We start from the raw sequence: 13,120 nt of genomic DNA on the forward strand, positions 1-13,120 counted from the left end.
GCGTCGGCGCGGGCCCGCAGCGCCTTCGGCTATTCGCCGCCGGGGGCCAGCAGAAGGTTGGGCGAACGCCGCAGGTAGCCATCCTCGGCCAGGCGCATGTCCAGCGCCAGGCTGGCCAGGTCGTCGGCGAGAGCATCGGCGTGACGGTCGAATTCCAGGTAGAACTGCTTCAGGTAGCCCTGGCAACCGGGGCAGGTCTCGGCGCGCAGCACGGCCTTTTCCGCCGGCTGCCCGTCATGCTCCAGGGACAGGTAGGCCAGGTGCTTGCTTTCCTCGCAGTGGCTGCACTTGATCCGCACGTAGTGCCATTCGCAGGCGCACAGCGAGCAGCTCAGGTAGCGCAGGCCGGTTTCCTTGCCGCCCTGGCGGATCATCCCGGCCATCGGTGGCGAGCCGCAGGCGGGGCACAGGGTCCGGCTCTCGGTCTCGACCACCGCGCCCTCCTCCAGCCCCAGCAGCCAGTGGCTCCAGGCTACCTGCAGGGCGGCGCCGAGGAACGGCACCAGGGCCGCCGGCAGGAGGTCGAACTGACCGCTGAGCAGGGCGATGGCCCAGGCCTTGCGCTGGCCTTCGTCGGCTTCGCGCAATTGTTCGAGTGCCGCGCCGACGGCGGCGTTGGCCGGCGCCGGGTAGCCCGCGAGCAGGGCATCCAGCCAGGGCAGCCAGGCGCCTTCGCGCACCAGCAGGTCATAGGCCAGCGGCGGCATGCCGTGCTCGCGACTCTTGCGCAGGCGCTCGGGATCGAGCGGGGCCAGCGCCGGCGGGTTGTCCAGCAGCGCCTGCTGGAGCTGGCAGAGACCGGCGACCAGGCGCAGGTAGTCGCCCATCGGGTGCCCATCGGCCAGTTGCAGCAGGCGCTCGCCACGGCGGGCGAACAGGTCGCGCGACGGCTGGTGCAGGTGCGGGGGAATGTTGGCGGCGGCTTCGATCTGCCCCGGTTGAAGAATGGTGCGTGACACGGGAACTCCTCGGGTCTGCGCCGGCGGGCCGATGGGCCACGCCGCAACGATCGGGCGCCCGGAGGGGCGCGGAATGAATGCAAAGGCCCCATCGCTGGGGCCTCCGGTCGGGCGATGGCGACACTATACGCGTCAGTGCTCCTCGCCCTTGCCGACTTCCTTCAGCCAGCCGTTGTGGTGCTTGCGCGCCCAGGCGCGGCTGACCTTGCCGTAGAGCATCGCGCCCATCGAGCCCTTGACCCAGATGCCGGCATAGATGTGCACGATGATGCTGGCGATCAGGACGAAGGCGGCGAAGGCGTGCAGCAGCGCCGACAGGCGGATCGCCTCGATGCCGAACCAGGCGCTGAAGTACTGGCGCCAGATCACGATGCCGGTGACCAGCAGGGTCAGCATGCTCAGCAGCAGCACCCAGAACAGCAGTTTCTGCCCGGCGTTGTAGCGGCCGACTTCCGGGAGGTTCTCCTCGCGGTTGCTGACCACGTCGCGCCACTGCCTGAGCCACTGGATATCGCTCTTCTGCACCCGGTTGTGATGGGCGAAGCGCACCACCAGGCCGAGAAAGAAGACGAACATCGCCAGCCCCAGGAAGGGGTGCAGGATACGCGTCCAGGGCCCGCCGCCGAACAGGTTGGTCAGCCAGAACAGCGCCGGGTGGAACAACGCCAGACCGGACAGCCCGGCCATGAAGAACAGGATCGCCACGGCCCAGTGGTTGCTGCGCTCGTTGGCGTTGTAGCGCTGGATTTCATTTTTCATTTCCGACTCCTCGAGAGCGCCGCCGCTGCCGCCGGGTCGCGGAGGACCGGCGGCAGCGCCCGCGCGCAGGCTCAACGACGCTCGTGCGGGTCAAAGGTGTGTACCGACGGATCGACCTGGTGCACCGGTGCCTCGGCTTGCCCGTGGTCTTCCTCGTCGTCCGCGCGGTTGGGGCCGACGCGCACGTAGTGGAAGAACCCGGCGAGCACCGTGGCACCCATGGCCAGCAGCGCCAGCGGCTTGGTCACGCCCTTCCACAGGCTGACCATCGGACTGACGCTCGGCTGCTCGGCGAGGCCGGCGTAGAGCGACGGCTTGTCGGCATGGTGCAGCACGTACATCACGTGGGTGCCGCCCACCCCTTCCGGGTCGTACAGGCCGGCGTTCTCGTAGCCGCGACTCTTCAGGTCGACGATGCGCTCGGCGGCGTGCTCCTTCATGTCCTCCTTGCTGCCGAAGACGATGGCGCCGGTCGGGCAGGTCTTCACGCAGGCCGGCTCCATGCCCACCGAGACGCGGTCGGAACACAGGCTGCACTTGTAGGCCTTGTGGTCCTTCTGCGAGATCCGTGGGATGTCGAACGGGCAACCGGTGATGCAGTAGCCGCAGCCGATGCACTTGTCCTGGTTGAAGTCGACGATGCCGTTGGCGTACTTCACGATCGCCCCCGGGCTCGGGCAGGCCTTCAGGCAGCCCGGCTCGGCGCAGTGCATGCAGCCGTCCTTGCGGATCAGCCACTCGAGGTTGCCGGCCTCGTTCTCGTGCTCGGTGAAGCGCATCACCGTCCACGAGTCGGCCGTCAGGTCCTGCGGGTTGTCGTAGGTGCCGTGGTTGTGGCCGACCTCGTCGCGCAGCTCGTTCCATTCCGAGCAGGCGACCTGGCAGGCCTTGCAGCCGATGCACTTGGACACGTCGATCAGTTTCGCCACTTCCTGCTGGTTCCGCACCGAGGGCATCGGCGTGGTGGTTGCGGAGCGGGCGTGGATGTCCTGACTACTCATGTTTCACCTCACGCCTTTTCCACGTTGACCAGGAACGACTTGAACTCCGGCGTCTGGGTGTTCCCGTCGCCCACGAAGGGGGTCAGGGTGTTGGCCAGGAAGCCGTTGCGCGCCATGCCGGCGAAGCCCCAGTGGATCGGGATGCCGACGTGGTGCACGGTCTTGCCGTCCACCTGCAGCGGGCGGATGCGCTTGGTCACCACCGCCACCGCCTTGATGTAGCCGCGGTTGGAGGAGACCTTGACCTTGTCGCCGGCATTGATGCCCAGCTCCTTGGCCAGCGCCTCGCCGATCTCGACGAACTGCTCGGGCTGGGTGATCGCGTTCAGCCGGCAGTGCTTGGTCCAGTAGTGGAAGTGCTCGGTGAGCCGGTAGGTGGTCGCCGCGTAGGGGAACTCGTCGGCCGTGCCGAACAGCTCCATGTCGTTCTTGAACACCCGCGCCGCCGGGTTGCTGATCGCCTTGCGGTTGTCGCGGTGCAGGGGGTTCACCCCGATCGGCGTCTCGAACGGCTCGTAGTGCTCGGGGAACGGGCCTTCGGCCATCTTGTCGACGGCGAACAGGCGGGCCACCCCTTCGGGGTTCATGATGAACGGGTTCATCCCGGCTTCCGGCGGTACGTCGGCCTTGTAGTCGGGCACGTCGGTGCCGCCCCAGGACTTGCCGTTCCACCACACCAGGCGCTTCTTCTCCGGGTCCCACGGCTTGCCGCTGAGGTCGGCCGAGGCGCGGTTGTAGAGGATCCGCCGGTTCGCCGGCCAGGCCCAGGCCCAGCCGAGGGTCTGGCCCATGCCGTAGGGGTCGCTGTTGTCGCGGCGCCCCATCTGGTTGCCCTGCTGGGTCCAGGAGCCGGCGAAGATCCAGCAGCCGCTCGCCGTGCTGCCGTCGTCGCGCAGCAGGGCGAAGCCCGGCAACTGCTCGCCGGCCTTGGCCAGGATCATGCCGTTGGCCGGGTCGACCAGGTCGCTCAGGGCCTTGCCGTTGAATTCCCGGGCCAGTTCGTCCGGGCCCGGCTCGTCGGGCTTGAGGTAGGACCAGTCGAGGCCGAGGATCGGGTCGGGGAAGGCCCCGCCGTCCTTGCGGTACATCTCGCGCAGGCGGTGGAACAGCCCGGCCATGATGGCGATGTCCGGCCGCGCCTGGCCCGGCGGCTCGGCACCCTTCCAGTGCCACTGCAACCAGCGACCGCTGTTGACGATCGAGCCATCCTCCTCGGCGAAGCAGGAGGTGGGCAGGCGGAACACGGTGGTCTTGATGCTGGCGGTGTCGACGTCGTTGTACTCGCCGACGTTGCGCCAGAACTCCGAGGTCTCGGTCACCAGCGGGTCCATCACCACCATCCACTTCAGGCGCGCCAGCGCGGCGCCGACCTTGGCCTTGTTGGGGAACGAGGCGATGGGGTTGAAACCCTGACAGAAGTAACCGTTGACCTTGCCCTGGTACATCATGTCGAAGTAGCGCAGCACGTCGTAGCCGGCGCCCGGCATGTCGAGCTTGGGCAGCCAGTCGTAGCACCAGTTGTTTTCCCTGGTCGCCGACTTGCCGAACCAGGCCTTCATCAGGCTGACGTGGAACTTGCCGTAGTTCTGCCAGTAGGACAGCTGTCCCGGGCGCAGCGGCTTGGCCGTGCGCTTGGCGATGTAGGCGTCGTAGTCCTGCTCGGCGTCCATCGCCAGGGTCAGGTAGCCCGGCAGCGAGTTGGACAGCAGGCCGAGGTCAGTCAGGCCCTGGATGTTGGAGTGGCCGCGCAGGGCGTTCATGCCGCCGCCGGGCATGCCGATGTTGCCCAGCAGCAACTGGACCATCGCGCCGGTGCGGATCATCTGCGCGCCCACCGAGTGCTGGGTCCAGCCCAGGGCGTACATGATGGTCATGACCTTGCCCGGCTTGGAGGTCTCGGCGATTTCCGCCCAGACCTTGAGCATCATGTCCTTCGGCGTACCGCAGATGTTGCTCACCACGTCCGGGGTGTAGCGGCTGTAGTGCTGCTTGAGCAGGTTGAACACGCAGCGCGGGTGGGTCAGGGTCGGGTCGACCTTGGCATAGCCGTCCTCACCGATCTCGTAGCCCCAGGAGGACTTGTCCGGATAGGTCCGCTTCTCGGCGTCGTAGCCGTTGAACAGGCCGTCCTCGAAGCTGAAGCCTTCCTTCACGATGAACGAGACGTCGGTGTAGTTGCGCACGTATTCATGCTGGATCTTGTCGTTTTCCAGCAGGTAGTTGATCAGGCCGCCGAGGAAGGCGATGTCGGTGCCGGTCCGGATCGGCGCGTAGTAGTCGGCGACCGAGGCGGAACGGGTGAAACGCGGATCGACCACCAGCAGCCGCGCCTTGTTGTGCGCCTTGGCTTCGGTGACCCATTTGAATCCGCACGGGTGGGCTTCGGCGGCGTTGCCGCCCATGATCAGCACCAGATCGGCATTCTTGATGTCGGTCCAGTGGTTGGTCATGGCTCCACGGCCAAACGTCGGGGCAAGACTTGCCACCGTCGGGCCGTGTCAGACACGCGCCTGGTTGTCGAATCCCAGGATGCCGAGGGAACGCATCACCTTGTGGGTGATGTAGCCGGCCTCGTTGGACGAGGCGGACGCGGCGAGGAAGCCGGTGGTCAACCAGCGGTTGACGGTCTGGCCCTGCTCGTTCTTCTCGACGAAGTTGGCGTCGCGGTCTTCCTTCATCAGCTTGGCGATGCGCTCGAGGGCTTCGTCCCACTCGATGCGCTTCCACTCGCTGGAGCCGGCCTCGCGGACTTCCGGATATTTCAGGCGGTTCGGGCTGTGGATGTAGTCCAGCAGGCCGGCGCCTTTCGGGCAGAGAGTGCCGCGATTGACCGGATGGTCGGCGTCGCCCTCGATATGGATGATGTTCTGCGCGACGTTCTTGGCGCCGTCGCCCTGGCTGTACATGATCAGGCCGCAGCCGACCGAACAGTAGGTACAGGTGTTGCGGGTCTCGACCGTGTGCGCCAGCTTGAAGTGGCGGACCTGGTCGGCGAAGGCCTCGGTGGGGGCCATTCCGAGCGCCGCAAGGCTCGATCCTCCAAGGCCTATACCGCAGACCTTGAAGAATTGCCGACGGTTCATATCCATCGTGCATCTCCTGCATCAGGCAAAGGACACCCGGGACATGGCCGGATGTCTCTGGTTGAAAGATAGCCAGCCTGGCGGCGTATGCCAGCCGGGCACGACTATGGGGCAGCGAACCCTACACGAACGCTGGGTTTTTCTGCCTTGACCAGAGTCATTACACGGCGGGGCAAACCTTGTCCAGCAAGGAATCCCGAATTGGGACGGGTCCGAAGGACGCGACGCGCGGGAGACGCAAGCGATATCACTGCGCCATTATACTAATGGCTAGTGCCGGGCTGCCGTCGCAGGGGCGGCCCGAGCATGGGGTCAGAGCCCGATATTCCTAAGACGATTCGCGTGCTGCCGGTAGACCTGGGTCGGGTTGCTCTCGAACAGGCTGACCCTCTTGTTCATTCTCGACACTCCACTGGCATTGCACGGTCAGCTTGGCAAGAGCGCCACAGCGACGCCGAACGGCAGGTTGCCAGCACGTACCGAGGCGTCGAGCCGATCTTGAGTCGAGGGGCGTGCGTCCCCCATTACGCGGCGTAACAGCGGCCGCCGGGCGACGGCTCGGCATATCGCCCGCAAGCCTTCCGATATCTGCCTTGACCGAATTGCCCGTGGGTCGTGGCAACCCGGCCGCATCCGCGTCGGCCGCATCTTTTTTATGGTGAAAAGGCCCAGGCCACCGGACCCATGCCATGCGCACCCCTTACCCGCCGCTGTCCCCCGCTCCCTACCCGCACCTGCTGGCGCCGCTCGACCTGGGTTTCACCCGCCTGCGCAACCGCGTGGTGATGGGCTCGATGCACACCGGGCTGGAGGATCGCCTGTGGGACTTCGGCAAGCTCGCCGCCTACTACCGCGAGCGCGCCCGCGGCGGTGTCGGGCTGATCGTCAGCGGCGGCTTCGCGCCCTGCCGCGAAGGCTGGCTGCTACCCTTCGGCAGCAGCCTGACCAGCGCCCTGGAGGTGCCGGCCCACCGCCGCCTGACCCAGGCGGTACACGCAGAAGGCGGCAAGATCCTGCTGCAGATCCTCCACGCCGGGCGCTACGGCTACCACCCGATGGCGGTCTCGGCCTCGCCGATCAAGTCGCCGATCAGTTGGTTCACCCCCCGCGAACTCACCGAGCGCGGCATCCGCAGGACCATCCGCGCCTTCGTCCGCTGCGCCCGGCTGGCCAAGGCCGCCGCCTACGACGGGGTGGAGGTGATGGGCAGCGAGGGCTACCTGCTCAACCAGTTCCTCTGCCCGCGTACCAACCGCCGCGACGACTCCTGGGGCGGCCCGCTGGAAAACCGCATGCGCCTGGCGCTGGAAATCGTCCGCGGCATCCGCCGGATCGTTGGCGAGCGCTTCATCCTCAGCTACCGCCTGTCGCTGCTCGACCTGGTCGAGGGCGGCAATACCTGGGAGGAGGTCCGGCGCATCGCCCTGGCCCTCGAGGAGGCCGGCATCACCCTGCTCAACACCGGCATCGGCTGGCACGAGTCGCGCGTGCCGACCATCGTCACCTCGGTACCGCGCGCAGCCTTCGCCGAGGTCAGCGCGCGGCTGCGCCACGAACTGAAGGTGCCGGTGATCGCCAGCAACCGGATCAATACCCCGGAGGTCGCCGAGGCGCTGCTCGCCGAAGGCAAGGCCGACCTGGTGTCGATGGCTCGCCCGTTGCTGGCCGACCCGCAGTTCGTGGCCAAGGCCGGCGCCGGCCGGGCTGGGGAAATCAACACCTGCATCGCCTGCAACCAGGCCTGCCTCGACCATGCCTTCGCCAACCGCCGCGCCACCTGCCTGGTCAATCCGCGCGCGGCCTTCGAGACCGAACTGCGCTACCGCAAGGCGCGCACGCAGAAGCGCGTCGCGGTGATCGGCGCCGGCCCCGCCGGGCTCTCCGCCGCCTGCGTGGCGGCCGAGCGCGGGCATCGGGTCAGCCTGTTCGAGGCTACCGGGGAGATCGGCGGGCAGTTCAACCTGGCCAGGCGGATCCCCGGCAAGGAGGAGTTCGACGAGACCCTGCGCTACTTCCGCGTGCGCCTGGAGCGCCTCGGCATCGACCTGCGCCTGGGCCACCGGGTGCGCCAGGGCGAGCTGGATGGCCAGTTCGACGAGGTGGTGGTGGCCACCGGCATCCAGCCACGCCGGCCGCGCATCGACGGCATCGGCGGGCCATCCGTGCTCAGCTACGTGGACGTGCTGCGTGGCGCGCCGGTGGGTGAACGGGTCGCCATCGTCGGCGCCGGCGGCATCGGCTTCGACGTCGCCGCCTTCCTCGTCGCCACGCCCAGCGACGGCCAGCCGCGGGCGCTCGGCGAATGGCTCGCGGAGTGGGGCGTGGACCTCGACAACAGCCAGCCCGGCGGCCTCCGCGAACCCGCTCCGACGCGGCCGGTGCGCCAGGTCTGGCTGCTCCAGCGCAAGCCCGGCGCGCCCGGCGCGCAGCTCGGCAAGACCAGCGGCTGGGTACACCGCGCGCACCTCAGGCACAACGCCGTACGCATGCTCGGCGGGGTGGAGTACCTGAAGATCGACGAACGCGGCCTGTTGATCCGCGTCGACGGCGAGGAACGCTGGCTGGAGGTGGACAACGTGGTGATCTGCGCCGGCCAGGAGCCGCTGCGCGAGTTGCAGATCAGCCAGGCGGCGGAAAGCCTGCGCTTCCACCTGATCGGCGGGGCGCGGGTGGCAGGGGAACTGGATGCCAAGCGGGCGATTCGCGAGGGGGCCATGCTGGCGGCGCGCTTGTAGGCGGCTGATGGCGGTGACGCTATTGCGGCCGAGGGGCGGATAGCCGCGCGCGGTCAGCCGCCGGACGGGACCCGATGGGCGCGCGCTGCTCCCGCGTTTTCCTCCGCCGCCCGCGCCTGGTGCATACTGTGCGCCCCCCCGTACCACTCCGGCCCGTCCCCCGCCCCGCGCGGGGCGCGCTCGCCGTCATCGTTCCAGGAGCCTTCCATGCCCACTCCACCCTGGTGGCTGTTCGTCCTGCCCCTGCTCGCCGGCGCCTGCCTGCCGCTGCAGGCGGGGATCAACGGCCAGTTGGCCAAGCAGGTATCCAGCGTGCTCGCCGCGGCGCTGATCTCGTTCTTCGTCGGCACCCTCGGGCTGCTCGCCCTGACCCTCTCGCAGCGCGAGTTCCCCGGCCTGGCGGCGCTGCGCGGGCTGAGCTGGTGGCACTGGTGCGGCGGCTTCCTCGGCATGTTCTTCATCTTCATCGCCGCCTTCGCCGCGCCGCGCATCGGCGCGCTGATGTTCATGGTGCTGGTGCTCGCCGGCCAGCTGGGCATGGCCATGAGCCTCGACCACTTCGGCTGGGCCGGCTTTCGCGAGGCGCCGGTCAGCGCGCTGAAGCTGGGCGGGCTGGCGCTGATCGGCGCCGGCATCTGGATGATCCGCAAGGGCTGAGCTGGCTTGTTACGCTTGCGCCGGCAGACCTATAGTGGGCGCCGGCGTTCTCCACGCCTCCCGTCCGCGGAAAGGGCTGCGCCCAGGCGATCCACCCCACGCATCGCGCATGCGACTCCCAGGCCTGATGGCGGACAAGGCCGCACAGGAGATCGCATGACCCTTTCCCGTCCCCTCGGCGACGGCCGGATCAACCTCGAACAGCAACGCAAGCGCGCCAAGGAGCTGTTGCGCCAGTGGCGCCGCGAGCCGGCCAGCCGTACCTGGCCCCCGGGACAGGAGCCGCGCCTGGAGCTGGTCGAGATCGATCGGGTGCCGGGCGTCGAGCACTTCGTCGGCATCGGCCAGCTGGCGCCGGAACTGCTCGCCTGGCTGTGGACCCATCGCCGTCCGCTGGACGCCGAGGCCCTGGCGCTGGCCCGCGCGGCCTGGGACGCCTATCGCGCCCCGTCGCCGCAGCGCTGGGTGCGGCACTGCGTCGACAACTGCGCGAGCTGCCGGCCCTGCGCGACGGCCTGTCGCTGAGCGAGCGCCTGATCCTGGAAATCGTCCGCGACGGCGACCAGCCGAGCGCCGGCCAGGTATTCGCCGAACGGGACCGCCCGGTCTGGCGGGACGCGCCCCGACACTGACGCTCATCGCCCGGACGAGCGCAACGGGCGCGCAGCCACTATCATTGCGCGCCCTTTTTTCCCGCCTCCGACCGCCGATGAAGAAGATCCCGCTCGCCGCCGCCGACCCCGACCGCCTGGACACCTGGGTGAAATACCGCGAGGGCCTGTGCGGCGGCTGCAACGCGACCTGTTGCACGCTGCCGGTGGAGGTGCGTATCGACGACCTGATCCGCATGCGGCTGGTCGACGAGTTCGAACGCGAGGAACCGGCCAAGCGCATCGCCAGGCGCCTGGAAAAGGACGGGGTGATCGAGCACTTCAACCACAAGCGCGAGATCTTCACCCTCACCCGCATGGCCAACGGCGACTGCCTGTACCTCGATCGCCAGACCCGCCTGTGCACCATCTACGCGCGCCGCCCGGACACCTGCCGCAATCACCCGCGCATCGGCCCGCGCCCCGGCCACTGCGCCTATCGGCCGAAGTAGCTTCAGCCTGGCGGCACCACGCCCCGGCAGAGCTGGTACTGCCCCACCGGCGGCCGGCAGTGCAGGCGCTGGCGCAGGTCCTCCGGCAAGGCGGCGAACGAGCGCGAGCGGATCGCCAGCAGCGCGTCGCGGCGCAGCCAGCCGGCCAGTTCGTCGTCCGCCGCCCGTTGTGCTCTTCCGCCGCTGTAGAACGACGCCGAATACGGTCGCTTCGGCCAGAACACCAGCGGCCGCTCGCGCCAGCCGGTATCGCTGGCCAGCAGCGCGGCGGTGGACTTCTGCTCGGCGCGCCCGCCCAGCAGCAGGGAGCCGAGGAACAGCGCGAACAGCAGCGGCGTCAGCGCCAGGCAGGCCAGCCAGCCACGACGCAGCCAGGCGCTGCGCGCCAGCGGCGCGCGCAGCAGGTCGGCGGCGAGCAGCGCCAGGGCCGGCAGGCCGGGCAGCACGTAGGTCCAGAGGACATTGCCGGCGAAAGTGAAGAACAGGCACGGCATCAGTCCCCAGAACAGCCAGTAGCGGCGCCGCGACAGGCGTTGCCCGTCGATCTCCGCGCGCTGGCGCCAGCCCAGCCAGAGCAGCAGCGGCAGCCACAGGCTCCAGGGAAACGCCGCGGCCAACAGGAACAGCCAGACGCTGCCGTAGGGATAGGCGTGCGCATTGCCGTAGCGGTCGCCGTCCCAGCCGGCGGTGACGAAACGCTGCCAGTGCTCGCCGAGCAGGAAGTAATCGAGGAAGCCCGGCGTCTTCAGCTCGGCGAGGAGGTACCAGGGCAACGCCACCAGCAGCATCAGCAGGCTCCCGCGAATCCACGGCAGCCCCTGCCACAGGGCCCGCCAGCGCCATTCCAGCAAGGCCCACAGGCCGATCGGCAGGCCGGCCAGGATCAGCGTCAGCGGACCTTTCGCCAGCAGTCCCAGGCCGAGGCCGAGGAACATCAGCCAGCCCTCGCGACGGCGGATCCCCGCCGCGCCATGCAGGCCCAGCCAGAAACCGCGCATGGCCAGGACCAGCGCCAGGGCCAGGGCCATGTCGGTCATCACCGCACCGGAGGCGACGAAGAACAGCGCCGAGCTGCCCAGCAACACACAGGCGATGCCCGCCAGGCGCCGGTCGTCGCGCGCCAGCCAGTCCCATACCAGCCATAGCACCAGCATGCCGAGCAGCCAGTGCGGCAGGCGGCTGGCGAATTCGTTGGCGCCGAACAGCGCCTGGCCGCCGGCGCTGAGCCAGAAAGCCAGTGGCGGCTTGCCCCAGAACGGCACGCCGACGTCGTACCAGGGGGTGATCCAGTCGCCCAGTTCGGCCATCTTCCGCGCCACCTCGCCGTAGCGGGCCTCGGTGGTGTCCATCAGCGGATAGCTGCCCAGGCTCAGCAGGCGGATGACGAGCGCCAGGCCGAGCAGGCTCCAGGCCAGCGGCCAGCCGCGCAGCGCCCTCACGAATGCGCCCCGCCGACCTGCGCCGGCAGGTAGCGGTCGATCAGGTACAGCGGGCGGCGCCGCGCTTCCATGGTCATCCGCCCGAGGTACTCGCTGCACACGCCGATGGCCAGCAGTTGCAGGCCGCCGATCAGGAACAGCGCGGCGATCACCGGCCAGTGCTCGTGGATCTCCGGCTGGCCGAAGATCCCGGCGAGCAGAGTCGCCAGCGCCGCCAGCAGGCTGAGCAGGCCGAGGTAGCCGGCGACCTTCAGCGGCGCGGTGGAAAAGCCGGTGATGCCTTCCAGGGCGAAGTTCCACAGCCGCCAGTAGCGCCACTTGCTGTGGCCGGCGGCGCGGGCGGCGCGGCTGTAGACGATGTCGACCTGGCGGAAGCCGACCCAGGCGAACAGTCCCTTCATGAAGCGGTTGCCCTCCGGCAGCTCGCAGAGGGCGTCGACCACCCGCCGGTCGAGCAGGCGGAAGTCGCCGACGTCACGCGGGATCGGCACCTCGCTGAGGCGGTTGATCACTCGGTAGAAGGCGCTCGCCGAGGCGCGCTTCAACCAGCTTTCGCCGGCCCGGCTGCGGCGTCGCATGTTGACCATTTCGGCGCCGCCGATCCAGGCGTCGAGCATCTGCGGGATCAGTTCCGGCGGATCCTGCAGGTCGGCGTCGATGACGATCACCGCGGCGCCACGCGACAGCTTGAGGCCGGCGCTCATCGCCTGCTCCTTGCCGAAATTGCGGGTGAAGCGCGCCACCCCCACCCGCCGGTCGGCGCCCTGTAGCTGGGCGAGGATCGCCGCGCTGCGGTCGCTGCTGCCATCGTCGACATAGAGCACCTCGTAGTCGTCGCCGAGGCTCGCCAGGGCGGCGCTGAGGCGCTGGTGGAACGCCGGCAGCACCGCCTCCTCGTTGTACACCGGCACCACCACGCTGAGCAGGCAGGGGGCCTCGAGCTTCGTCGTCAGGGAAGGTTCGATCATCATGAGAAGGTCCAGAGTCGGTGGAGGTGATAGGTCGCCAGCAGCAGCGCGCCGGTGGCGGCGAGCTGCGCCAGGCGGTAGTCGAGCCCGGCGAGATCGCCGAGCAGCCACACCAGGGCGGCGCTGCCGAGCACCGAGAACAGGCTGACCAGGAGGAAGCGCGGCAGCGAGCGGAGTAGCGGGCCGCGCTGGCGGAAGGTCCGCCAGCGGTGCCCGAGGTAGGCCGCCAGCGCTCCACAGGCGGCGCCCGCGCTGGCAGCCGGGGCGGCGCCGACGGCGAAGCCTTCGACCAGCAGGGTCAGCACCAGGTAGTGGATGGCGGTGGCACAGGCACCGACCGAGACGAAACGTCCCAGGAGCATGCGCAGCTTCCTCTCGAAACAGCGAACGCCGGCATTCTAGGGAGTCGCGCGAAGC

At 68.8% G+C, this 13,120-nt stretch carries 10 protein-coding genes and 2 pseudogenes; 4 read left to right on the plus strand and 8 right to left on the minus strand.

The features are described from left to right. Positions 1 to 29: 29 nt before the first annotated feature. The 5 genes and pseudogenes from fdhE to PSPA7_RS32765 form a co-directional block, all read right to left on the minus strand. Positions 30 to 959 carry a formate dehydrogenase accessory protein FdhE gene (gene fdhE / locus PSPA7_RS26390; protein WP_012077531.1) on the minus strand — a complete coding sequence of 310 codons (930 nt, stop codon included), beginning with the start codon at positions 957 to 959 and terminating at the stop codon, positions 30 to 32. Positions 960 to 1,091: 132 nt separating this feature from the next. Next, positions 1,092 to 1,718 (minus strand): formate dehydrogenase subunit gamma, encoded by a 627-nt coding sequence (locus PSPA7_RS26395; protein ID WP_003155443.1) that lies wholly within the window; start codon positions 1,716 to 1,718, stop codon positions 1,092 to 1,094. A 71-nt stretch (positions 1,719 to 1,789) separates the two neighbouring features. Next, a complete protein-coding gene (gene fdxH, locus PSPA7_RS26400) occupies positions 1,790 to 2,719 on the minus strand; it encodes a formate dehydrogenase subunit beta (protein WP_003155442.1) in 930 nt (309 codons plus the stop codon). Positions 2,720 to 2,727: 8 nt separating this feature from the next. Continuing rightward, positions 2,728 to 5,808, minus strand: a complete 3,081-nt coding sequence (gene fdnG / locus PSPA7_RS26405) for a formate dehydrogenase-N subunit alpha (protein ID WP_079262212.1) — start codon at positions 5,806 to 5,808, stop codon at positions 2,728 to 2,730. 306 nt (positions 5,809 to 6,114) lie between these two features. Beyond that, positions 6,115 to 6,192 (minus strand): annotated as a pseudogene (locus tag PSPA7_RS32765) (hypothetical protein); the annotation flags it as partial. A 299-nt stretch (positions 6,193 to 6,491) separates the two neighbouring features. On the opposite strand from PSPA7_RS32765, the gene PSPA7_RS26415 reads away from it, so the two are divergent. From PSPA7_RS26415 to PSPA7_RS26430, 4 genes and pseudogenes are all read left to right on the plus strand, one after another. After that, a complete protein-coding gene (locus PSPA7_RS26415) occupies positions 6,492 to 8,537 on the plus strand; it encodes an NADPH-dependent 2,4-dienoyl-CoA reductase (RefSeq protein ID WP_012077534.1) in 2,046 nt (681 codons plus the stop codon). Between the two features lie 207 nt (positions 8,538 to 8,744). Beyond that, positions 8,745 to 9,194, plus strand: a complete 450-nt coding sequence (locus tag PSPA7_RS26420; RefSeq protein ID WP_012077535.1) for a DMT family transporter — start codon at positions 8,745 to 8,747, stop codon at positions 9,192 to 9,194. A gap of 189 nt (positions 9,195 to 9,383) precedes the next feature. Then, positions 9,384 to 9,787: pseudogene (locus PSPA7_RS26425) on the plus strand (hypothetical protein); the annotation flags it as partial. A gap of 116 nt (positions 9,788 to 9,903) precedes the next feature. Continuing rightward, on the plus strand, positions 9,904 to 10,296 hold the full coding sequence (locus PSPA7_RS26430; RefSeq protein WP_012077537.1) for a YkgJ family cysteine cluster protein: 393 nt from the start codon (positions 9,904 to 9,906) through the stop codon (positions 10,294 to 10,296). A 2-nt stretch (positions 10,297 to 10,298) separates the two neighbouring features. Here PSPA7_RS26430 and PSPA7_RS26435 read toward each other — a convergent pair whose 3' ends face one another. The 3 genes from PSPA7_RS26435 to PSPA7_RS26445 are packed head-to-tail and all read right to left on the minus strand — an operon-like array spanning position 10,299 to position 13,065. Beyond that, the gene (locus PSPA7_RS26435; protein WP_012077538.1) at positions 10,299 to 11,735 is read right to left on the minus strand and encodes an ArnT family glycosyltransferase; all 1,437 of its coding nucleotides are present in this window, start codon (positions 11,733 to 11,735) and stop codon (positions 10,299 to 10,301) included. Further along, positions 11,732 to 12,706: a glycosyltransferase family 2 protein gene (locus PSPA7_RS26440; RefSeq protein WP_012077539.1), complete on the minus strand. Its 975-nt coding sequence runs from the start codon at positions 12,704 to 12,706 to the stop codon at positions 11,732 to 11,734. Before PSPA7_RS26440 ends, PSPA7_RS26435 begins: the two co-directional genes overlap by 4 nt. Beyond that, positions 12,703 to 13,065, minus strand: a complete 363-nt coding sequence (locus tag PSPA7_RS26445) for a GtrA family protein (RefSeq protein WP_012077540.1) — start codon at positions 13,063 to 13,065, stop codon at positions 12,703 to 12,705. The genes PSPA7_RS26440 and PSPA7_RS26445 overlap by 4 nt, the downstream gene beginning before the upstream one ends. Positions 13,066 to 13,120: the final 55 nt, after the last annotated feature.

It is taken from the genome of Pseudomonas paraeruginosa PA7 (assembly GCF_000017205.1).
Classification (GTDB): domain Bacteria; phylum Pseudomonadota; class Gammaproteobacteria; order Pseudomonadales; family Pseudomonadaceae; genus Pseudomonas; species Pseudomonas paraeruginosa.